The organism is Azohydromonas aeria (assembly GCF_009760915.1).
Lineage (GTDB): Bacteria > Pseudomonadota > Gammaproteobacteria > Burkholderiales > Burkholderiaceae_C > Azohydromonas > Azohydromonas aeria.
The window spans coordinates 24,473-44,685 of sequence record NZ_VIDQ01000063.1 but is presented as its reverse complement, the minus strand read 5'-3'; the positions used below and the strand labels follow the sequence as shown (position 1 = coordinate 44,685).

Here is a 20,213-nt window from a genome sequence, read left to right as displayed (position 1 = left end):
CGATGCCGTCCACCGAGGTGCGGATCTCGCCCACCAGGGCGCGCAGCGCCTCCTGCATGGCGCCGACGGCGCGCAGCAGGCGGCCGACCTCGTCCTGGCCGCCGGCGGGCACCTCGGTGCTCAGGTCACCGCTGGCGATGCGCTCGGCCGCGGCCTGCGCCGCCGACAGCGGCCGCGCGATGCCGCGCGCCAGCCGCCAGCCCAGTACGCCGGCCAGCAGCGCGCAGGCCAGCGCGGTGCCGACCAGCCGCGACTTGATCGAGGCCAGCTCCGCGTTCACGGCCTCGCCCAGCGCGGCGCTGCGCGCCTGCTCGAAGCGCGCCAGCTCCGAGGCCACCTCGGTGTAGCGCTGCGCGGTGTTCTTGAACTGGTCGGCTGCCTGTGCCAGCACCACGGCATCGGCCGGCGGCGTCTTGAGCAGCCCCTCGCGCTGCGACAGGTACTGCGCACGCGCCTGCCCCAGGCGCTCGATGATCGCCACGGCCTCGGGCGTGGTCTCGATCTCGGCGAATCGCTTCTGAATCACGGTGGTGCGCTCCGTGACCCGCTTCATGTCTTCGGCGAAGTGCGCACCCAGGGACTTGTCCGCGCTGTAGACCACGGCCAGCGTGCGCTGCGAATTCAGCACGATGTTCTCGCGCCACTCTCCAGCCAGCTGCAGGCGCTCGGCCTGCAGCCCGGTCAGGGCCCGCGTTTCTTCCTGGGCCCGGCCCAGTTGCAGGAAGGCCGTCACCGCCAGCACGGCGATGAGGCCGACGATGCCCGCGAAGCCCAGGGCCAGGCGGGTGCCGATGTTCAGGTTGCTCAGCTTGTTCATGACAGGAAGGAGGGGCCTCATCGGCAGGCCCGACGACAACTTTTTCAATACACGGAAAGTGAAATTCGGCGTGTTTCACGGCAAGTTGAGCGAGCGCAAACCTTTCCACGCGCGGACCATGACTTGTTCACGCCGCTTCGGGCGTTTCCCGGGGCAGCCTCGGCATTCCCCGGGCACGCAGCCCCGGTCGGGCGCAGCCTGGGAACCCGTGACTTTTTTCACGAACCGTGCCGGCGTGGATGAGGCGTGGGTTGGAGGCCGGGAGCGCCTGTTCACAATTTCCGGCCTATGAGCAGCCGCCCGCGCCCGCATGCCTCGACCTGGTGCGAGGCCCGCCCTTCCCGTCGTCAGGCGGCGCCGGCCAGGGCACGGGCATGAAGCTGCCCGACGACGGCGCCTGGGGGGGCGGCTCGAGCGACGCCTGGAACGAGGCGGCGCTGCAGCCCAGCATGCCGTTCAGGACCGATGCCCAGGGGGCGCTGGCGTCGGCCGGCGCGGCCTGGAGCGTCTACGCCGGCCTGTCCGTCGAGCAGCTGGCGCAACGGGGCTGGGCGGCCGTCATCGATGCCGCGGACCTGCCCGAGCGCAACGCTGCATGGCGTACCGGCATGGCCCGGGGGATGGCGTTTTCCATGCGGCTGCGCGTGCGCCGGCACGACGGGCAGAGGCGCTGGCACCTCGTGCGGCTGCAGCCGCTGCGCCACGGCGACGGACTGCCGCACGCGTGGCTGGGGTCGGCCACCGACATGCACGACCTGCCCGGCGAGCACCCGGACGGCGCCGGCCGGGACGATGCCGCGGCTTTCCCGGCCGAGCCCGGCGGCGCCCGTGCCGAGGCCGGCCTGCAGCGGCGCGAGGCCTATCTCGACGCCGTGCTGCAGGCGCTGCCCGTGGGCGTGCTGCTGGCGGACGCCGAGGGCGCCCTGATCCTGAGCAACGAAGCGTTCCGAAGCCTGTGGGGCATGGTGCCGCCGACCCGGGATTGCAGCGAGTACGGCCGCTGGGAGGGCTACTGGCCCGAAACCGGCGCACGCATCCAGGCGCACGAGTGGGCCCTGGTGCGCGCGCTGCGCCAGGGCGAGGTCGTGCGCGGCGAGCTGGTCGAGGCCCAGCCCTTCGACGACGGCCCGCGCCGCTTCCTGCTCAGCAACGCCGCGCCGGTGCGCGATGCGCGGGGCCGCATCGTCGGCGGCGTGGCGGTGATGGTGGACGTCACCGGGCAGCGCGCCGCGCAGCTGGAGCGCGAGCGGCTGCTGACGGCACAGACCCTGGCGCGCGGGCAGGTCGAGTCGATGCTCGAGGCCATCAGCGACGCCTTCTTCGCGCTGAACCACGACTGGCGCTTCACCTACGTCAACGACCGCGCGCAGCAGGTGCTGGGCGTGCAGCGCGCCGAGCTGCTGGGCCGCTCGGTGTGGGAAGCGTACGCGCCGGCCGTGGGCACGGTGTTCGAGCGCGAGTACCGCCGCGCCATGGCGCAGGGCGTGCCGGTGGCCTTCGAGGCGCACTACCCACCGCTGGAGATGTGGTTCGAGGTGCGCGCCTACCCCGGGCGGCAGGGCCTGTCGGTGTACTTCCAGGACATCACGGCGCGGCGCGTGGCCGAGGAGCGGCTGCAGGCCAGCGAGGCCCGGCTGCAGGCGGTGTTCGACGCCGCGCCGGTGGGGCTGCTGGTGGCCGAGGCGCCGGGCGGCCGGATCGTGCAGGCCAACCGGCAACTCGAAGAGATCCTGGGCCATCCCACGCTGCCCGCGCAGGACGTGCAGGGCTACGCGGCCTACGCGGCCTTCGACGCCGACGGCCGGCCCGTGCCGCCGCAGGACACGCCGCTGGCCCGTGCCCTGGCCGGCGAGGAGCGGCCGCAGAAGGAAATGCTCTACCGCCGCGGCGACGGCCACCTGACCTGGATTCGGGCCGTGGCCACGCCGCTGCGCGACGCCCAGGGCGGCATCAACGGCGCGCTGGTGGCCGTGGTCGACATCGACCAGGAGCGCCGCGCCATCGACGCGCTGCAGGAGCGCACCGCGCAGCTGGCGCAGACCCGGCTGCGGCTGGACGTGGCGTTGACCGGGGGCCAGCTCGGCGTCTGGGACTGGAACGTGGCCACGGGCGAATCCTGGTGGACGCGGCAGATGTTCGAGCTGCTGGGGCTGCCGCAGCGCGAGGACGGCGCCGCCCGGGCGGACCTGTTCATGTCCATGGTGCATCCCGAGGACCGCGGCGCCGTCGAGGCCGCCATCGCGCAGGCGATGGAAGGCCAGGAGATGTTCGAGGCGGAGATGCGCCTGGTGCGTGCCGACGGCCGGCAGTGCTGGGTGCTGGGCCGGGCCAAGGTGCTGCGCGACGAATGGGGCCAGCCGCTGCGCCTGGTGGGCGTGAACCTCGACATCACGGCGCAGAAGGCGGCCCAGGCGCGCATCGTGGAGCTCAACGCCACGCTGGAAGCGCAGGTCCAGCAGCGCACGGCCGAGCTGCAGCGCACGGCGGCGCGCGAGCGCGCCATCCTCTGCAGCGCGGCCAGCGCCATCGTCGCCACCGACCTGGAGGGCCGCATCACCTCGTTCAACCCGGCCGCCGAGGCGATGTTCCGCCTGACCGCGCAAGCCGCGCTTGGCAGGCCGGTGGTCGATCTCTACGACCCGGAAGACTGCCAGACCCACCTGGCGAACTTCCCGCCGGAAGTGCTGCAGGTGCTGTGGCCCGACGAGGCGGCGCGGTTCCAGGGCTCACCCGGTTCGCAGCGCAGCGAATGGCGCTACGTGCGCGCGGACGGCACGCGCTTTCCCGGGCTGCTGAGCGTGAGCGTGCTGCGCGACGCCCAAGGCGCGCCCAAGGGGCTGCTGGGCATCGTCACGGACCTCACGGAGCGCAAGGCGCTCGAGGAAGCGCTGCACCAGCGCACGCACCAGGCGGAGGCCGCCAACCGGGCCAAGAGCGCGTTCCTGGCCCACATGAGCCACGAGATCCGCACCCCGCTCAACGCCGTCATCGGGTTGAGCGACCTGCTGCGCCGGCGAGCGCTGCCCGAGGACGCGGCCCGCTTCGTCAGCCACATCCACGGTGCCGGCGAGCAGCTGCTGGCGCTGGTCAGCGACGTGCTCGACCTCTCGCGCATCGAGGCCGGCGAGATGGTGCTGGAGTCGGTGGACTTCGAGCCGCGCCAGCTGCTGGAGGCGGCCCTGGCGATGGTGCAGCCGCAAGCCGGCGCCAAGGGCCTGGCCCTGGCGTGCGACATCGCGCCGGACCTGCCGGCACGGCTCTATGGCGATCCGCTGCGGCTGCGCCAAGTGCTGCTCAACCTGCTGTCCAACGCCGTGAAGTTCACGCCGTCGGGCAGCGTGACCCTGCACGTCGGGCTGCTGGCGCGCAAGCACCAGCAGGTGCTGGTGCGCCTGGACGTGGCGGACACCGGCATCGGCATCGCGCCGGAGCAGCAGCAGCGCATCTTCGAGCCGTTCACGCAGGCCGACGGCTCCATCACGCGGCGCTTCGGCGGCACGGGACTGGGCCTGTCCATCGTGCGGCGCCTGGTGGACATGATGGGCGGCACGCTGCTCGTGCACAGCCAGCCCGGCCAGGGCAGCACCTTCAGCATCAAGCTGCCCATGACGCTGGCCGGCGAGGACTGAAACCGCGCCCGGAATTCAGCCCGACCGGGCCCGCAGCCACTTCGCCACGGCGGCGGCGCTGCGGAACTCGTCCACGCAGCGCGCCGGGATGTCCGGATACCGTGCCTGCCACAGCCGCGCCAGCGCCTGTCCGGGGCCGATCTCCAGCACCGCGTCCACGCGCTGCGCGAAGAGCGCGTCCATGCACTCGTCCCAGCGCACCGTGCGGGCTATCTGCACGGCCAGCGCCTCGCGCGCCTGCGCGGCGTCGCGCACGCGGCCCAGGGCGTTGCTGAACAGCGCCGTGCGCGGCCGCGCCAGCGGCACGGGCGCCAGCTCGCGCGCGAAGGCGTCGGCGGCCGGTTGCATCCAGTGCGTGTGCGAAGCCAGCGCCACGTTCAGCAAGGTGCAGCGCGCCCCCTGCGCCTCGGCCCCGCGCACGACCTCGTCCAGCACGGCACGCAGGCCGCCCAGCACCACGGCGTCGAAGCCGTTGCGGATGGCGACGTCCAGGCCGAAGCGGGTGCCCAGCGCCGAAAGCGCGTCGGGCGCCAGGCCGGTGACGGCGAGCAGCCCGGTGTCGGCGGCCGCGGCGGCGGCGTCCATGCAGGCGGCACGCCGCCGCGCCAGCGCCAGCGCGGTCTGCGCATCGAACACGCCCGCCGCGCAGAAGGCGGCCAGCTCGCCCACGCTGTAGCCGGCCACGCCCACCGGCGCCGCGGGCAGCAGCGGCGCGAGCTGCGACCAGGCCGCCAGCGCCAGCCCGGTGAGCAGCGGCTGCGCCACCGCGTTGCGCCCGGCCCAGGCCGCGTCGGCCAGGCGCGCGCGCCAGCCGGCGCCGACGTGCTGCTCGACGGCGGCGACGGCCTCGCCGGGCGCCAGCCAGGACAGCATGTCCGGGTGCTGCATGCCCTGGCCGGAGAAGACGAGGGCGTATCTCATGGCTTCAGTCCCGGGACGCCAGGCGCTGAATGAAGCAGGCCGCGGCCAGCATGTCCGCGCAACCACCGGGCGAGAGCCGCCGCGCGACGAAGGCGCGGTGCAGGGCCCACGCGGCTTCCACCGCGCCCGGCGCCGCCGCGCCGCCCGCGGCCAGGAAGCCGCGCGCCGACTGCCGGGCGAATTGCAGGCCCTCCAGCCCGCCGCGGTGCGCCAGGTTGCTGTCGTCGAGCACCGCCAGGATCGAGAAGAACACTTCCAGACGCACACCGGGCAGGCCGAGCCCGGCGCGCCGCGCCCGGTCCCAGGCCGGCAGCGCCGTCTCGAACAGCGCCGGGAAACCCAGCGCCGCCTCCTGCGAGGCGCTGCGCAGGCCGAGCCGGCGCGCGGCCAGGCCGCCGGGCAGGACCGGCACCCGTCGAGCGCGCGACGCCAGCGCCGCGCCCCAGTGCCGGCCCAGCGCGGCCCGGAGGGCGGTGGCCTGCGGCGCCGTGCCTTCAGCCTGCGCCGCGCCCGCCGCCGCGCACAGCAGCCCCAGCACGAAGATGGCGCCGCGGTGCGTGTTGATGCCGCCCGTGGCCGCCAGCATGCGCGCCTCGGCGCCGATGCCGCAGCTCTCCAGCTCGGCGAAAGGCACGCGCGCCGCGCCCAGCTCGGCCATGCGCACGAAATAGCGGCGCAGCGCGAACAGGCTGCGCATGAAGGTGTGCGCGTCCATGTCGGCATGGCTGCCGCTGTCCACGAAGGACACCAGGCCCGGCTTGGGCGCCAGCGCCAGCTCGTCGTGCAGCGCCAGCGTGGCGGCGCGGCCGATGGCGGCGGCGGTCAGCCGCGGCGACGAGGCAGGTGCGGGATCGGCCCGCCGCAGCGCCGCGCCGCTCATGCCGCGCGCGCCAGCGCCGGCGCCTCCCAGCCTTCAGGCAGCGCCTGCTCCAGGCTCGCGCCGTGCAGCCGCTTCACCAGCAGCGCGCGGCTGCGGCCCGCGCGCCAAGCGGCCCACTCGCGCCACGCCACCGCGCCGCCGTCCGGGAAGACCAGCTCGCCGTCCAGCCGCAGGCCTTCCGGCGCATGCCGCTGCAGCAGCGCCGCGGCGGCGTCCGCCGCGCCCGCGTCCTGCACCGCCAGCCACAGGTCAAGGTCGGAGCGCGCATGCAGGTAGCGCTGGCCCGTCAGCCACTGCCAGCCGGCGCTGCCGTAGGCATGGGCGTTCAATCCCTGCTGCTGCAGCGCCTCGTGCAGCGCCTGCGCCTCCGCCCGTAGCGCGCGCGGCAGCGCCGCGGCCGCCTCGCACAGGGCGGGAAACTCGCCGAACCGGGCGATGGCCGAGGCCGGCAGCCGCAGCCCCAGCAGCCGGCGCCCGAAGACCGGCGGCGCCGACAGGCCCAGCGCGATCGAAGCCGGCGCCGGGTCGCCCGGTTGCGGCAGCGGCTGGCGCGTGACCACCAGCGGCAGGTCGTGGTCGGCCCAGTGCCGCAGGCAGTCGCGGGCCTGCCCGTCCCAGGCGCAGCAGTTCGCTTCCGACAGGTCCTGCCAGCCCGCGGCGGACAGCCAGGCGAGCTGATGACGGCGCAACGGTGGCATGTTCCGGCTCCTCTCGTCAGGCCGCGTCCAGCACCCGCTGCGCCACCGCGGCGGCCAGGCGCCGGCCGCCGCGCTCGGCGCCGTCCAGCGCGCGCGTGTCCCCGGTGGGCGTGTGCGCCAGCGCCTCGCGCAGCGCGCCGGGTAGATCGCCCTGCCAAAGCCCGCGCACGCCGCCCATGGCCACGTAGTTGGCCACGCCCGGCGCGAACACCGGATTCGATTGCGACAGCGACTCCAGCAGCTCCGGCGCCAGCTTGGTCACGCGCGCCATGGCCGGGATGCGCATGACGCGGATCTCGGCCTGCGGCAGCGCGTAGCAGGCGTCCGCGATCAGCCCCGAGGTGATGAAGCCGCCCGACAGCGCTTGGTCGTACACCAGCCCGATGACGCGGTGGCCGCGCCGGCGCGCCAGGTCGATGCACAGGCCCAGGTGCGCCATCGCGCGGTTGATGCCCAGCAGCTCATCGCGGCGGCGCAGCTGCTGCCCCTGCGTGTCGATCAGCAGCAGGATCGGCCGCCCGGGATGGCTCGCCACCGTGTCCAGCACCACCCGCGCCTGCGCCAGCGCCAGCTGCACGCCGATGGGCGCGTGGTTCGTGGTGCCCACCACCGTCAGCGGCGCGCCGTCGAAGGTCGCGGTGCCGTGCAGGAAGTCGCCGTCCGCCGTGATGCCGTGATCGGCGCCGAAAAGCTGCGTCGCCAGCGTATTCCAGTCCATGTCGGAGCCCTTTCTGCCTCAGGCCGCGCGCAGCGCGCGCACCTCGTCCACGTCCAGCGCCGGCACCCGCTCCGCGTCCGCCACGCCCAGCTGGCGCCACAACTGGATCGCCTCCTCGTCGCCATCGAACCCTTCGGGCAGCAGGCGCAGGCGTTCGGCCAGCAGCGCGTGCTCGGCTTCCAGCGCTTCCAGCGTCACCGGCCGGCTCTCGTCCAGCGCGGCGATGGCGGCGGCGCGGAAGGCGGCCACGTCGTCCTCCACCAGCACGTCGCAGTCGCCGCTGAGCCAGCGGTGCTTGCCGCCCGTCGTGCGCCACACCAGGGCGCGGTCTTTCGAGTCGAACTCCTCGACGCCGTGCGAGGCTTCGATCACCTCCGGGCCCGACATGGCCAGCCGCCCCACGTCGCTCATCACGATGAAGTCGGTGCAGCGCGCCACGATGCCCATGCCGCCGAAGCAGCCGTTGGCGCTGCCGATGAGCGTGAGCACCGGGATGCCGGCGGCGCGCACGTCCAGCACCGCGCGCATCACCTCGGACACCGCGATCAGCCCGGCATTGGCCTCGTGCAGCCGCACGCCGCCGGAGTCGGCCAGCAGCAGCACCGCGTCGGGCCGCTCGCGCAGCGCGCGCCTGAGCATGCCGACCAGCTTGGCGCCGTGCACCTCGCCCACGCCGCCGCCCATGAAGCCGCCCTCCTGCGCCGCCACGAACACCGGCCGGCCACCGAGCGTGGCGCGCCCGACGGCCACGCCGTCGTCGAAGGACGAGGGCACGCCCAGCTGCGCCAGGTGCGGGCTGCTGACGCGCTCGGCCGGCGGCAGCCACTCGTGGAAGCTGCCCGCGTCGAGCACGCGCGCCAGGCGCTCGCGCGCCGGGCACTCGGCATAGCTGATGGTGGTGCTCGTGCTCATGGCCGGTTCCCGGAAAGCGGCAGCTCGGCCACGGCCTGGTCCAGCCGCAGGCTGACCACCGCGGGCGTCGCGCCCATGTCGTTGATGGAGACGCGCAGCCCGGCCAGCGGGTGGCGCAAGTGGAAATCCTCAAGCACGGCCTGCCAGATGGCGCCGAAGCCGCGCGCCGAGGTTTCCACCTGCACGCTGCAGGCGTCGCCGGCGGCGGGCTCCAGCATCACTTCCAGGTTGCCGGAGCCAACCACGCCGACCAGCACCGGGGCGAAGGTGCCCGCGGCCTGCCGGCCCTCGAAGCTGAAATCCAGGGTTTCGATGCCCGCATGAAGGCTCATGTCAGGGTCTCCTTCCTTCACCAGTTGCGGAAGCGCTTGGGCGGCTGGTAGAGCCCGCCGGAAGCGCGCACCAGGTCGCGCATGGAGCGTGCGGCCAGCAGGTTGCGGGTGGCGTCGCGCGGGTCGATGCCGAGGTCCTGCGGGCGCTGGATGACGCCGCGGTCGCGCAGGTTCTCCACCATGCGTCGGTCGCGGCCCAGGCCGACGGCCGTGTAGCCCGCCACGCCGCGGATGGCCTGCGCCCGCTCCTCGTCGGTGCGGCACAGCAGCAAGTTGGCGATGCCTTCCTCGGTGAGCACGTGCGTCACGTCCTCGCCGTAGATCATGATCGGCGGCAGCTGCATGCCCGCCTGCTCGGCCAGCTGCCAGGCGTCGAGCTTGTCCACGAAGGCCGGCTGCATGTGCTCGCGAAAGGTTTCCACCATCTGCACCACGAGCTTTTGCCCGCGCGGCGTGCCGGCGGCGCCGCCGCGACCGGCGCGCGCCTCCCGCCCGGCGCGCAGCCAGGCCGGGCTGGCGTGGCGGCGCCCGCGCGCGTCGGCGCCCATGTTGGGCGCGCCGCCGAAGCCGGCAATGCGGCCCAGCGTCGCGGTGGAGCTGTTGCCGTCGAGGTCCATCTGCAGCGTCGAGCCGATGAACAGGTCGCAGGCATAGTGGCCCGCGGCCTGGCAAAAGGCGCGGTTGCTGCGCAGCGAGCCGTCCGGCCCGGTGAAGAACACGTCGGAGCGGGCGCGGATGTAGTCCTCCATGCCCAGCTCGGAGCCGAAGGAGTGGATCGACTTGACCCAGCCGGCCTCGATGGCGGGAATCAGCGCCGGGTGCGGATTCAGCGCCCAGTGCCGGCAGATCTTCCCCTTCAGTCCCAGCGCCTCGCCGTAGGTCGGCAGCAGCAGCTCGATGGCGGCGGTGTCGAAGCCGATGCCGTGGTTCAGGCGCTGCACGCCGTACTCGGCATAAATGCCCTTGATGGCCATCATCGCCATCAGCACCTGGATCTCGCTGATCTGCGCCGGGTCGCGCGTGAAGAGGGGCTCGATGAAGTTGGGCCGCGGCGCCTTGACCACGAAGCCGACCCAGTCGGCCGGGATGTCGATGCGCGGCAGCGTGGTGGTGGCGCCATCGACCAGCTCGTTCACCTGCGCGATGACGATGCCCCCGGAAAACGCCGTGGCCTCGACGATGGCCGGCGTGTCCTCGGTGTTGGGGCCGGTGTAGAGGTTGCCTTGCGCGTCGGCCGCCTGCGCCGCCACCAGCGCCACCTGCGGCGTGAGGTCCACGAAGTAGCGCGAGAACAGCTCCAGGTAGGTGTGGATGGCGCCGATCTCGATGCGCCCCTCCGACACCAGCTTCGCCAGCCGCGCGCCCTGCGGGCCGGAGAAGCTGAAGTCCAGCTTCGCCGCGATCCCGTTGTCGAACACGTCCAGGTGCTCGGGCAGCGCCAGCACCGACTGCACCATGTGCAGGCCGTGCACGCGCTCGGGATCCAGCCGCACCAGCGCCTGGGCCAGGAAGTCGGCCTGCTTCTGGTTGTTGCCTTCGAGGCAGACGCGGTCGCGCGGCTCGATCACGGCTTCGAGCAGCTCGGTGATGGCATCGGCCTCGGCCAGCTTGCCGCGCAGCTTCGGGCCGAGAGCCTGGGCGGCGCGCGCCAGGCGCGCGGCGCGGTTGTCGGCGCGGGTGGTCCAGTGTCGGGAGGTCATCGGCATTCGCTCAGTCCAGTTTCACGTTGGCCGCCTTCACCACCTCGCCCCAGCGCCGGGTTTCCGCCGTGACGAAGTCGTGGAAGGCCTTGCCGGTGAGCGTGGGCGTGTCGGCGCCCAGGCCGTTCCAGGCCTCCTTGATCTCCCTGGTGGCGAAGGTTTTATTGAGTTCGGCCGTCATGCGCTCGATGGCCGCCTGCGGCGTGCCCCTGGGCGCCCACAGCCCGTACCAGGTGGCGACCTGGTAGGTGGGCACGCCGCCCTCGGCGGCGGTGGGGATGTCGGGGAAGCCGGGGGCGCGCCTGTCGCCGGCCACGGCCAGGGCCTTCACGCGGCCGCCCTTGATGTGCGAGGCCGAGGAGCCCAGGCCGTCGAACATCATGTCGATCTGCCCGGCCATCACGTCCTGCAGCGCGGGGCCGGCGCCGCGGTAGGGCACGTGCGTGAGCTGCACGCCGGTCTGCAGCTTGAACAGCTCGCCGGCCAGATGGTGCGAGGTGCCGTTGCCGGCCGAGCCGAAGTTGGCCTTGCCCGGGTTGGCCTTGGCCCAGGCCAGGAACTCGGGCAGCGTGCTGGCCGGCACGCGCTTGGCATTGACGATGACGACCTGCGGCACGCTGGCCAGCAGCGCCACGGGTACGAAGTCGCGCTCCAGGTGGTAGTCCAGCTTCGGGTAGATGGCCGGCGCGATGGCGTGGTGCACCCCGCCCATGAACCAGGTGTAGCCGTCCGGCGCGGCCTTGGCCGCCAGCGTCGCGCCCACGTTGCCGCCGGCGCCGCCCCGGTTGTCGATGACGACCTGCTGGCCGAGCTGCTTCGACAGCGCGGCGAACAGCGGCCGGGCGAAGGAGTCGGTGCCGCCGCCGGCCGGGAACGGCACGATGACCGTGACCGGCTTCGTGGGCCACGACTGCGCGTGCGCGCCGCCCGCCCATCCCGCCAGGCCGGCCAGCGCCAGGCTGCCCAGCGCCAGCAGTTGCCGGCGCCTTGCACCGGCGGCCCCGGCAGGCCGGGCCGCGGGGCGGAAAGCGGAAAAGGTGCTGGAGGTTTCCATCGCTTCGTCTCCTGTCAGGGGCAGCGGCGCTGCCGGTCGTTGTGGAGCCGAAGGTAGGAAAGCCGGCGCGCGCCTTCAATCAAGCAGCCCGGCAGATCGTTACGGCCACCGTAACGGTGCCGGTGTCAGGCCAGCTCGGCGCGGGCCGCCCGCGCCTCGGCCAGCAGCGCCGGCAGCGCACATGCCCCGGCGGGCAGGTCCAGCGAGGCGACCACGGGAACAGCGGCGGACGCGTTCAGCGCGCCAGCAAAAGCCCTTCCTCCCACGCCGAGCGCACCTTCTCCAACAGCCCTGCCGGTACCCGCTCGTCGCCTCTCGCCTCCCGCAGCGTCTCGCCCAGGGCCTGGGCGATGCGCTCCAGCACCTGCGCGGGCTGGCTCACGCCGCAGATGCGCCGGCCGAAGTCCAGCAACTCGGCACACGTCGGATAGGTTTTCGTATGGTGGCGGCCGGCGAACAGCTTCAAGGCCAGCGTGCGGTCTTCCAGCTCGGGTCCGCCTGGATAGCGGGTGTAGCTGTAGATGGCCGTGGTCACCACGTCGAACATCGGCGCCAGCCGGATGTCGACGGCATCGCGGTACAGCACGCCGAAGTTCTTCAGGTGCGCGTCGCCGTTGCGCACCATCACCGAGAACGCCACCTGTTCGAAGAAGCGCCGCAGGTTGTCGGCGTGCAACTGGAGCTGGCGCAGCAACTCGGCCACCCGCTGGTAGCTGCCTTGATACTTGCGGTCCGACAGCACGTCGCGCACGCGCAGGCCGGCCAGCGCGGCAATGTCCTCGAAGCCCAGGCGCTCGGTGCGTCCATCGCCGTGCACCACCATGTCGAAGCGGTCGAGCACCAGCATCTGGCCGTCGTCGGAAAGCTCGAACGGCGGCACTTCGATGCCCGCGCGCCGTGCCGCGCCGAGGCACAGGAACTCGTTGGCGCACAGCCCGGGATAGGCCGGGCTGGCGGCCTTCACGATCAGCGACGGGATGGGTACCGTCGCCCGGTCGGGCACCATGATCTTGGGCTGCATGCCCGCAATCCCCGCGCCCGAACTCAGGTACGCGGCCACCAGGTCGTCGAACACCTCCGGGCTGTAGCGCAGGCGCAGCAGCGTTTCCCGGCTCAGCGGCCGCGGCGGCGCCGCCGGCGACGCGCCCGGCAGCCGGTAGCCCAGCCGGCCGATACCGTTGCGCCCAGCCAGCGCCAGCAGGTGCATGGGCGTCATCGGCTGCTTGGGAAACAGCTGCCGGATGCGCATGAACAGGTCGCCTTCGGGCAGGTTCTGGTCCATGGGCGCGAACAGGTCGCCGTCCTGCCAGGTCAGGCGCTCACTCGCCGGCATCAGCAGCGCCACGGCGGGCTGGCCCGGGTCCGCGTCGAGGTAGCGGAACTCGTAGTTCGAGGCCTTCAGCAGCTGCCCGGCGCCGGCCTGGTCGCCGATGCCGACTTCCAGCGCGCGGATGCGCTCAGGCAGCATCGTCGTCATCGTCCAGGAAGCGCCGCGACACCTCCTGCGCCGTGGGCAGCCCCACGCGCTCCAGCCTCAGGGCCAGGCCCATGGCGCCCAGCACGGCCATCAGCGACGACACCGTGCTTTCCTCCCCGGACTCCAGCCGGTAGACCACCTCGCGCACCTTGCCCGCCCGCTGCGCCAGTTCGGACTTGCTCAGCCCCAGTGCTTCGCGCCGCTCGCGCAGCGCCTGTCCCAACTCGTCAGGCAAGCGAATGTTGTCAGCCATGGCTTGCATTTTTGTTCCCTCTCTTCGCAACTGCAAGCCGTGGCTTGCAGTCACCGCACGGGGCGGCGGGCGCGATGCCCGGGCCGGCGTCAGACCAACTCGGCCCGCGCCGCGCGTGCCTCGGCCAGCAGCGCCAGCAGGTTCGGGTCGCGCTCACGGGTGCGCAGGAACACGAGCGCAATGGTCTGGTGCATGCGGTAAGGCTCCTGCAGCGGCACCAGTACCACGCCCGCAGGCAGGGCGCGGCGCACGCGCCCGGGCAGCAAGGTGCAGCCCATGCCGCCGTGCACCAGGTTCATGAGCGAGAAGATGTCGCCGGTGCGCATGACGACCTGCGGCATGAAGCCCGCCAGCCTGAAGGCCTCGGCGAAGCCGCCGGAAGTGACGAAGCCCTCGGTGAGGCTGACGAAGCGTTCGTTGGCGCAGGCGGCCAGGTCCACCGCCGCCATGCGGGCGTAGGGCGAGTCAGCCGGGGCGGCGAAGTGCATGTCGTCCTCGAACAGCGGTTCGCATGCCATCTCGGCCACGTCGGCGGGCAGGCCCAGCAGGGCGGCGTCGGCCGAGCCCTCGCGCAGCTTGCGCAGCAGCTCGGCGTTGGAGCCGAGCACGAGGTCGGTCTGCAGGTCGGGGCGGCGCTGCTGGAGGCCCACCACCAGGCGCGGCACGGTGCGGCTGGTCAGCGAGTAGAGCGAGCCGATGCGCATGCGGTCCGAGCCGTAGCCGGCGGCCTCGCGCGTGGCGCGTATGCCCTCGGCCATGCCGCGCAGCACCTCGCGCGCCGATTCCGCGAGCACCTGCGCCGCGGGCGTGGGCAACAGGTTGCGGCCCTCGTGGCGAAACAGCGTGCAGCGCAGCCCGGCCTCCAGCGAGTGCAGCGCACGGTGCACGCTCACCGGGCTGGTGTTCAGACGCTCCGCGGCGCGGGCCAGGTTGCCGGTGTCCATGAAGGCCAGCAGCACCTGCAGCTTGCGGAAGGTGAGTTCTTCGGCGATGGGGTCGGGCATGCCGGGATTAGGGCATGGCGGGAGGCGGCTTCCGTAAGTGGTCGAACGCAGGGGAACCGGGCGGGGCTGCAAGCCGGAGCGCGAATAGCTTGATCATTTCACCCCGAAATTACAGCGGCAGGTTTGGGCACAAAAACAATGGTGCGGCGAATCTTTTGCCGGGCGATGCAAATGGTGTCACAGACTTATATCATCGAAGAGGACGGCGAAACATCAATACTCTCATTGATTTTCGCCGGACAACTCCGGCAACCCACCCTGGGCGCTGCGCAATCCTGATACGCAACGGATTTACCCACCGGATAACCCCTTTCCCGTTCGCCCTGAGGTATCGAAGGGTGGACGGCCCGCACCGTGTGCGGGCATCCGAGCCTGTCGGATTCGGCCTTCGATGCGCGTAGCGCACCCTGTGCTGAGGTATCGAAGCATCAGTCCGAACAGGCTTGCGGGGCTGAGGCTTCCAGCCTCCGTACCAGCCTGACGGCTTCACCCTTCGATACCTCAGGGCGAACGGAGTGGTGTTCGAGTACTGAATCTGATACGCATGAATCTTCAAATATCCTCCGAAGCCGATGCCACACCCCTTATTGCCGCAGGAGTTTATTGGTCACTTGAAGTGGCGCGAAATTGCGCATAATGCTTTTCCACGATCAATATCTCAATATTTTCATTGCCGAACTCGTGAATACTTCCTTCCCGCCTGCGCGGGGACAGGCCCCGCGCGGATTACGGAATTGAAGGCGAAGTCTCTTCGCCACCCCCTCAATCCACCGTCGCCCCCGTCTCCTTCGCCACCTTCCCCCACTTCTCCGATTCCGCCTTCACGAACGACGCGAAATTCTCCGGCGAATCGCCCACGAATTCTGAGCCCGTTTCCTTCAAGACCCGCTGGTACTCCTCGCCCTTCATGACCTTGAGCGCCTCGGCGTTAATTTTGGCGACCACGTCCCTGGGCGTCTTGCCGGGCGCGAACAGGCCATACCACGCATAGGATTCGACGCCCGGCAAACCGGCCTCGGCAAACGTGGGCACGTCGGGCAATTGCTGCGAGCGCTTGGCGCCGGTGACGGCAATCGCCTTCAATTTGCCGGCCTTGATGTGCGGCAATATGGCCACGGTGCTGTCGAACATCATGGGCGCATGGCCGGCGAGCACGTCGTTGATGGCGGTGGCCGAGCCCTTGTAGGGCACGTGGACCATGTCCAGCTTGGCCGTGGTCTTGAACAATTCGCCTGTCATGTGCTGCGGCGTGCCGTTGCCTGACGAGGCATATTGAATTTTTCCCGTGTTTGCCTTGACGTGCGCAATCAGCTCCTTGAGATTGCTGGCCGGCACGGAAGGATGGATGGCCAGCACCAGGGGAACCCGCAGCAAATTGGTCACGGGCGCCAGGTCCTTCGCCTCGAAAGGCATTTTCTTGTAGACGTGCGGGTTGATGACGATGGGCGCGCTGGAGGTGATCAGCAGCGTCGTGCCGTCGGGCGCGGCCTTGGCCACGGCGGCCGAGCCGATGTTGCCGCCGGCACCGCCCCGGTTGTCCACGACGAAGGATTTTCCAAGGGCCTCGGTCAAACCCTTGGCCATGGGGCGCGCCACGGTGTCCGATGGCCCGCCGGGCGGCCAGGGCACGACGACGGTGACCTGCTTGGCCGGCCAGTCCTGGGCTTGTGCCGTGGTCCACACGGCCACTCCGAGAGCGGCCAGGGCCAGGGTGCGATTCCATCGGGTCATTTGAGTCTCCTCGTTGGGCCACCCACCGACCATGCCGGGTGGAACCCCGTGGGCGGGCAAGCCATGCACCCGCATGGGCGCCCGGTGCCCGGTGCGCTGGTTCCTTCGCGGCATGCCGAAGCCGCCTCACCCGCTTGGCCCAGGGCTTGCATACAAGACTTGCATGGACTCGGTGCACCCAAGTCTGCACCTGAGTGGTGCGGACACCACGCGCCGGGCCGCCCTTCCCTCCCGCCGAAAGGACCGCCCCGATGAACCGCCGCCAACTTGCCCGCGCCCTGGGCGCCCTGAGCCTCGTGATCGCCGCCGGCGCGCAGGCGCAGAGCGCGCTGGACGACATCGTCGCGCGCAAGAGCATCAACATCGCCATCCCGACCGACTTCGCGCCCTACGGTTTCGTGGGCACCGACCTGGCGCCGCGCGGCCTGGACATCGACATGGCGCAGCTCATCGGCGCGAAGCTGGGCGTGAAGGTGGAGCTCATCCCCGTCACCAGCGCCAACCGCATCCCGTACCTGCAGACCAGGAAGGCCGACCTCGTCATCTCCACGCTGGGCAAGAACCCGGAGCGCGAGAAGGTGATCGACTTCACGGTGGCCTACTCGCCCTTCTTCCAGGCCGTGTTCGCCGCGAAGTCGCTGCCGGTGAAGGGCCCGGCCGACCTGGCCGGCAAGAGCGTGGGCGTGACGCGCGGCGCGATCGAGGACATCGAGATCAGCAAGATCGCCCCGGGCTCGGCCGACATCAAGCGCTTCGAGGACAACAACGCCACGGTCTCGGCCTTCGTGTCGGGCCAGGTGCAGGTCATCGCCACTGGCGCCTCGGTGGCGGGCAACCTGATGGCGCGCAATCCGCAGCTGGGCACCGAGTTCAAGTTCGTGCTCAAGGACTCGCCCAACTTCATCGGCGTGGCCAAGGGCGAGGACAAGCTGCGCCTGAAGGTCAACGAGATCATCGCCGCCGCCAAGGCCTCGGGCGAGCTCGACCGCATGGCCGTGAAGTGGCTGGGCCGCCCCGCCGGCGAGCTGCCGAACTGAGGCTTTCCCGTTCGTCCTGAGGTATCGAAGGATGAACGGCCCTTGCCACTCAACAGCCACCCAAGCCTGTCGGGTTCGCACTTCGATACCTCAGTGCGAACGGATGAGCTTGCCAACAAAGCTCTTGGAGCCGTCCCAGCCTTCGGATTCGTCCTTCGATACCTCAGGACGAACGGATTGGGGAACGGCCTACCAGAGTGCTCTTGAAATGCCATGACTCTCGACTTCACCGACGTCCTGTCGCAGTGGCCGCTGCTGCTCAAGGGCGCGGCGCTGACGCTGGCGCTCAGCGCCGTGGCCGCGGTGCTGGGCCTGGCGCTGGGCGTGGCCTGCGGCTGGGCGCGCGCCTGGGGGCCGCGCTGGCTGCGGCCGGTGGTGGGCGGCTACGTGGAGCTGATCCGCAACACGCCCTTCATCGTGCAGCTCTTCTTCATCTTCTTCGGGCTGCCGGGGCTGGGGATCAGGCTCTCGCCCGAGGCCGCCTCGGTGATCGCGATGGTGCTCAACCTGGGCGCCTATGCCGCGGAGATCGCGCGCGCCGGCATCGAGGCCACGCCGCGCGGGCAGATCGAGGCCGCGCGCAGCCTGGCGCTGACCGAGGCGCAGGTGTTCCTGCGCGTGGTCATGCCGCCGGCGCTGGGCCGCGTCTGGCCGGCCATGGTCAGCCAGATCGTGATCGTGATGCTGGGCTCGGCCGTGTGCGGCCAGATCGCGGCGCAGGAGCTGAGCTACACCGCCAACCTGATCCAGAGCCGCAACTTCCGCGCCTTCGAGAGCTTCATCGTCGCCACCGCGCTGTACCTGGCGCTGGCGGTGCTGCTGCGCCAGGCGCTCAACGTGATCGGCCCGCGCTGGATCTTCGGCCGCGCGGCGCACGCGGGAGGGCGCTGACATGACCGACTTCACCCTCTGGGACATCCTGCGCAACCTGCTGCTGGCCGCGCGCTGGACGGTGGCGCTGTCGCTCACCGCCTTCATCGGCGGCGGCCTGCTGGGCCTGGCGCTGCTGGCGCTGCGCCTGACGCGCTGGCCGGGCGCCGAGCGCGGCGTGGCGCTGTACGTGCAGCTGTTCCAGGGCACGCCGCTGCTGATGCAACTCTTCCTGGCCTACTTCGGCCTGGCGCTGCTGGGCCTGAACGTGCCGGCCTTCGCCGCCGCGGGCATGGCGCTCACGCTCTATGCCAGCGCGTTCCTCAGCGAGATCTGGCGCGGCTGCGTCAACGCCATCCCGCGCGGGCAGTGGGAAGCGGCGGACAGCCTGGCGCTGTCCTTCGGCGAGAAGCTGCGCCACGTCATCGGGCCGCAGGCGCTGCGCATCGCCGTGGCGCCGACCGTGGGCTTCTCGGTGCGGGTCATCAAGGGCACGGCGCTGGCCTCGGTGATCGGCTTCATCGAGCTGACCAAGGCCGGCACCATGATCACCAACACCACGTTCCGCCCGTTCACCGTCTATGCCTGCGTGGCGCTGCTTTACTTCGCGCTGTGCTGGCCGCTGTCGGCTTGGAGCCGCCGGCTGGAAAGGAAGCTCGCCCGTGTCCACTGACATGACCCGTACCGACCCCATCGTCCACGTCAGCGCGCTGCGCAAGCGTTTCGGCAGCAACGAGGTGCTCAAGGGCATCGACCTGCAGGTCCAGCCCGGCGAGGTGGTCTGCATCATCGGCAAGAGCGGCTCGGGCAAGAGCACGCTGCTGCGCTGCATCAACGGGCTGGAGGAGTTCCAGGACGGCAGCCTGCAGGTGGACGGCCAGCCGCTGCGCCACGGCGACGCCAAGGCGATGCGCGCCCTGCGCCAGCACGTCGGCATGATCTTCCAGAGCTTCAACCTGTTCCCGCACCTCACGGTGGGTCGCAACGTGATGCTGGCGCCGACGCTGGTCAAGCAGCGTGGCGCGGCGCAGGCCGAGGCGCATGCGCGGGTGCTGCTGGAGCGCGTGGGCCTGGCCGACAAGTTCGACGCCTGGCCCGATCAGCTCTCCGGCGGCCAGCAGCAGCGCGTGGCCATCGCCCGGGCGCTGGCCATGGAGCCCAGCGTGATGCTGTGCGACGAGATCACCTCGGCGCTCGACCCGGAGCTGGTGGGCGAGGTGCTGAAGGTGGTGGAGCGGCTGGCGCAGGAGGGCATGACGCTGCTGATGGTCACGCACGAGATGGGCTTCGCCCGCAAGGTCAGCGACCGCGTGGTGTTCATGCACGCCGGCCGCATCCACGAGATGGGGCCGCCCGAAGCGCTGTTCGGCGACCCGCAGACGCCGGAGCTGCGGCAGTTCCTGGCGGCGCTGCACTGAGGCGGCGCCGCACCGGAATCCTCAGGCCGGCGCCGGGCGCGATGCCCCCAGCGGCGCCAGCGAGGCGCGCAGCCGCGCCCGGGCGTCGTCGGCCGTGGCGCCGGCCTGGCCCAGCGCGTCCTCCACGTGGCCGATGTGCGCCAGCATCAGCGTGGTGGCGCGGCTGAAGTCGCCCTGCTCGATGGCCTCGACGATGCGGGCGTGGTCCTCGCAGGACTCCCGCGCGTCGTGCGTGGACTGGTAGAGCGTGGCCACCAGCGTGGTGCGCGCCGTGAGGTCGCGCAGCATGTCGGCCAGCACGCGGTGCCCCAGGCACTCGGCCAGGCAGACGTGGAAGTCGGCCAGCATGAAGGCGCGCGTGGCCGCGTCGGACTCCTCGATGGCGGCGCGTTCCTGCGCCAGGTGCTGGCGCATGCGTGCCACGGCCGCCTGCAGCGGCTGCCCGTCGCCCCCGAAGCGCTGCCCGGCCTGCGCCAGCAGCCCCGACTCCACCGCACGCCGCGCCGCGAAGGCGTCGCGCGCCTCCTCGGCCGAGGGCTCCACCACGTACCAGCCCTTGCGGCTGCGCACCTCGACGAAGCCGCGCGCCTGCAGCTGCATCAGCGCCTCGCGCACCAGCGTGCGGCTCACGCCGAAGAGGTCGGCCAGCTCCTGCTCGCCCAGGCGCTCGCCGGGCTGCAGGCGCTGGGCCAGGATGGATTCGACGACGCGCCGGGCAATTTCGGTCGGGCTGGGCATGGCTGCACTGTATCGGCTGGCACG

The 20,213-nt window shown here is 71.5% G+C and carries 19 protein-coding genes; 5 read left to right on the top strand and 14 right to left on the bottom strand.

Going from position 1 to position 20,213, the window contains the following annotated elements:
• Positions 1 to 817, bottom strand: an 817-nt coding sequence (locus tag FJ694_RS27080; protein ID WP_198321015.1) for a HAMP domain-containing protein, incomplete at its 3' end; no start/stop codon positions are given.
• 374 nt (positions 818 to 1,191) lie between these two features.
• Here FJ694_RS27080 and FJ694_RS27075 point away from each other — a divergent pair.
• The gene (locus FJ694_RS27075) at positions 1,192 to 4,446 is read left to right on the top strand and encodes a PAS domain S-box protein (protein WP_198321014.1); all 3,255 of its coding nucleotides are present in this window, start codon (positions 1,192 to 1,194) and stop codon (positions 4,444 to 4,446) included.
• 15 nt (positions 4,447 to 4,461) lie between these two features.
• Here the strand turns inward: FJ694_RS27075 and FJ694_RS27070 are convergent, their stop codons facing one another.
• The 12 genes from FJ694_RS27070 to FJ694_RS27015 all read right to left on the bottom strand — a co-directional run bounded on the left by FJ694_RS27070 (position 4,462) and on the right by FJ694_RS27015 (position 16,126).
• A complete protein-coding gene (locus FJ694_RS27070; protein WP_157270656.1) occupies positions 4,462 to 5,367 on the bottom strand; it encodes an ACP S-malonyltransferase in 906 nt (301 codons plus the stop codon).
• 4 nt (positions 5,368 to 5,371) lie between these two features.
• Positions 5,372 to 6,247 carry a triphosphoribosyl-dephospho-CoA synthase gene (locus FJ694_RS27065; protein ID WP_157270655.1) on the bottom strand — a complete coding sequence of 292 codons (876 nt, stop codon included), beginning with the start codon at positions 6,245 to 6,247 and terminating at the stop codon, positions 5,372 to 5,374.
• Complete coding sequence (gene mdcG / locus FJ694_RS27060) at positions 6,244 to 6,945, bottom strand: malonate decarboxylase holo-[acyl-carrier-protein] synthase (RefSeq protein ID WP_157270654.1); 702 nt, start codon at positions 6,943 to 6,945, stop codon at positions 6,244 to 6,246. The genes FJ694_RS27065 and mdcG overlap by 4 nt, the downstream gene beginning before the upstream one ends.
• A gap of 16 nt (positions 6,946 to 6,961) precedes the next feature.
• On the bottom strand, positions 6,962 to 7,663 hold the full coding sequence (locus FJ694_RS27055; protein WP_157270653.1) for a biotin-independent malonate decarboxylase subunit gamma: 702 nt from the start codon (positions 7,661 to 7,663) through the stop codon (positions 6,962 to 6,964).
• 18 nt (positions 7,664 to 7,681) lie between these two features.
• Entirely contained in the window at positions 7,682 to 8,575 is an 894-nt protein-coding gene (locus FJ694_RS27050; protein ID WP_157270652.1) for a biotin-independent malonate decarboxylase subunit beta, read from the bottom strand.
• Entirely contained in the window at positions 8,572 to 8,907 is a 336-nt protein-coding gene (gene mdcC / locus FJ694_RS27045; protein ID WP_157270651.1) for a malonate decarboxylase acyl carrier protein, read from the bottom strand. The genes FJ694_RS27050 and mdcC overlap by 4 nt, the downstream gene beginning before the upstream one ends.
• A gap of 17 nt (positions 8,908 to 8,924) precedes the next feature.
• Positions 8,925 to 10,607 carry a malonate decarboxylase subunit alpha gene (mdcA, locus tag FJ694_RS27040; RefSeq protein WP_157270650.1) on the bottom strand — a complete coding sequence of 561 codons (1,683 nt, stop codon included), beginning with the start codon at positions 10,605 to 10,607 and terminating at the stop codon, positions 8,925 to 8,927.
• A 10-nt stretch (positions 10,608 to 10,617) separates the two neighbouring features.
• A complete protein-coding gene (locus FJ694_RS27035) occupies positions 10,618 to 11,661 on the bottom strand; it encodes a Bug family tripartite tricarboxylate transporter substrate binding protein (protein WP_157270649.1) in 1,044 nt (347 codons plus the stop codon).
• Positions 11,662 to 11,896: 235 nt separating this feature from the next.
• The gene (locus tag FJ694_RS27030; protein WP_232540240.1) at positions 11,897 to 13,138 is read right to left on the bottom strand and encodes a type II toxin-antitoxin system HipA family toxin; all 1,242 of its coding nucleotides are present in this window, start codon (positions 13,136 to 13,138) and stop codon (positions 11,897 to 11,899) included.
• A complete protein-coding gene (locus FJ694_RS27025; RefSeq protein ID WP_157270648.1) occupies positions 13,119 to 13,391 on the bottom strand; it encodes a helix-turn-helix domain-containing protein in 273 nt (90 codons plus the stop codon). The genes FJ694_RS27030 and FJ694_RS27025 overlap by 20 nt, the downstream gene beginning before the upstream one ends.
• Before the next feature lie 89 nt (positions 13,392 to 13,480).
• On the bottom strand, positions 13,481 to 14,395 hold the full coding sequence (locus FJ694_RS27020; protein WP_157270647.1) for a LysR family transcriptional regulator: 915 nt from the start codon (positions 14,393 to 14,395) through the stop codon (positions 13,481 to 13,483).
• A 762-nt stretch (positions 14,396 to 15,157) separates the two neighbouring features.
• On the bottom strand, positions 15,158 to 16,126 hold the full coding sequence (locus FJ694_RS27015; RefSeq protein ID WP_157270646.1) for a Bug family tripartite tricarboxylate transporter substrate binding protein: 969 nt from the start codon (positions 16,124 to 16,126) through the stop codon (positions 15,158 to 15,160).
• A 251-nt stretch (positions 16,127 to 16,377) separates the two neighbouring features.
• On the opposite strand from FJ694_RS27015, the gene FJ694_RS27010 reads away from it, so the two are divergent.
• From FJ694_RS27010 to FJ694_RS26995, 4 genes are all read left to right on the top strand, one after another.
• Positions 16,378 to 17,163 carry a transporter substrate-binding domain-containing protein gene (locus FJ694_RS27010; protein WP_157270645.1) on the top strand — a complete coding sequence of 262 codons (786 nt, stop codon included), beginning with the start codon at positions 16,378 to 16,380 and terminating at the stop codon, positions 17,161 to 17,163.
• Positions 17,164 to 17,376: 213 nt separating this feature from the next.
• On the top strand, positions 17,377 to 18,054 hold the full coding sequence (locus tag FJ694_RS27005; RefSeq protein ID WP_157270644.1) for an amino acid ABC transporter permease: 678 nt from the start codon (positions 17,377 to 17,379) through the stop codon (positions 18,052 to 18,054).
• Position 18,055: 1 nt separating this feature from the next.
• The gene (locus FJ694_RS27000) at positions 18,056 to 18,706 is read left to right on the top strand and encodes an amino acid ABC transporter permease (RefSeq protein WP_157270643.1); all 651 of its coding nucleotides are present in this window, start codon (positions 18,056 to 18,058) and stop codon (positions 18,704 to 18,706) included.
• A gap of 1 nt (position 18,707) precedes the next feature.
• Positions 18,708 to 19,451, top strand: a complete 744-nt coding sequence (locus tag FJ694_RS26995; protein ID WP_157270662.1) for an amino acid ABC transporter ATP-binding protein — start codon at positions 18,708 to 18,710, stop codon at positions 19,449 to 19,451.
• A 21-nt stretch (positions 19,452 to 19,472) separates the two neighbouring features.
• On the opposite strand, the gene FJ694_RS26990 is transcribed toward FJ694_RS26995, so the two are convergent.
• Positions 19,473 to 20,189 (bottom strand): GntR family transcriptional regulator, encoded by a 717-nt coding sequence (locus tag FJ694_RS26990; RefSeq protein WP_157270642.1) that lies wholly within the window; start codon positions 20,187 to 20,189, stop codon positions 19,473 to 19,475.
• Between the last annotated feature and the right edge of the window lie 24 nt (positions 20,190 to 20,213).

What these genes read in the sequence shown, in the direction of transcription:
- FJ694_RS27020 (WP_157270647.1), bottom strand. Translation starts at nt 14,395, where the DNA reads ATGCCCGACCCCATCGCCGAAGAACTCACCTTCCGCAAGCTGCAGGTG.
- FJ694_RS26990 (WP_157270642.1), bottom strand. Translation starts at nt 20,189, where the DNA reads ATGCCCAGCCCGACCGAAATTGCCCGGCGCGTCGTCGAATCCATCCTG.
- FJ694_RS27030 (WP_232540240.1), bottom strand. Translation starts at nt 13,138, where the DNA reads ATGACGACGATGCTGCCTGAGCGCATCCGCGCGCTGGAAGTCGGCATC.
- mdcA (WP_157270650.1), bottom strand. Translation starts at nt 10,607, where the DNA reads ATGACCTCCCGACACTGGACCACCCGCGCCGACAACCGCGCCGCGCGC.
- FJ694_RS26995 (WP_157270662.1), top strand. Translation starts at nt 18,708, where the DNA reads ATGACCCGTACCGACCCCATCGTCCACGTCAGCGCGCTGCGCAAGCGT.
- FJ694_RS27010 (WP_157270645.1), top strand. Translation starts at nt 16,378, where the DNA reads ATGAACCGCCGCCAACTTGCCCGCGCCCTGGGCGCCCTGAGCCTCGTG.
- FJ694_RS27055 (WP_157270653.1), bottom strand. Translation starts at nt 7,663, where the DNA reads ATGGACTGGAATACGCTGGCGACGCAGCTTTTCGGCGCCGATCACGGC.
- FJ694_RS27035 (WP_157270649.1), bottom strand. Translation starts at nt 11,661, where the DNA reads ATGGAAACCTCCAGCACCTTTTCCGCTTTCCGCCCCGCGGCCCGGCCT.
- mdcC (WP_157270651.1), bottom strand. Translation starts at nt 8,907, where the DNA reads ATGAGCCTTCATGCGGGCATCGAAACCCTGGATTTCAGCTTCGAGGGC.
- FJ694_RS27000 (WP_157270643.1), top strand. Translation starts at nt 18,056, where the DNA reads ATGACCGACTTCACCCTCTGGGACATCCTGCGCAACCTGCTGCTGGCC.
- FJ694_RS27070 (WP_157270656.1), bottom strand. Translation starts at nt 5,367, where the DNA reads ATGAGATACGCCCTCGTCTTCTCCGGCCAGGGCATGCAGCACCCGGAC.
- FJ694_RS27050 (WP_157270652.1), bottom strand. Translation starts at nt 8,575, where the DNA reads ATGAGCACGAGCACCACCATCAGCTATGCCGAGTGCCCGGCGCGCGAG.
- FJ694_RS27025 (WP_157270648.1), bottom strand. Translation starts at nt 13,391, where the DNA reads ATGGCTGACAACATTCGCTTGCCTGACGAGTTGGGACAGGCGCTGCGC.
- mdcG (WP_157270654.1), bottom strand. Translation starts at nt 6,945, where the DNA reads ATGCCACCGTTGCGCCGTCATCAGCTCGCCTGGCTGTCCGCCGCGGGC.
- FJ694_RS27065 (WP_157270655.1), bottom strand. Translation starts at nt 6,247, where the DNA reads ATGAGCGGCGCGGCGCTGCGGCGGGCCGATCCCGCACCTGCCTCGTCG.
- FJ694_RS27075 (WP_198321014.1), top strand. Translation starts at nt 1,192, where the DNA reads ATGAAGCTGCCCGACGACGGCGCCTGGGGGGGCGGCTCGAGCGACGCC.
- FJ694_RS27005 (WP_157270644.1), top strand. Translation starts at nt 17,377, where the DNA reads ATGACTCTCGACTTCACCGACGTCCTGTCGCAGTGGCCGCTGCTGCTC.
- FJ694_RS27015 (WP_157270646.1), bottom strand. Translation starts at nt 16,126, where the DNA reads ATGACCCGATGGAATCGCACCCTGGCCCTGGCCGCTCTCGGAGTGGCC.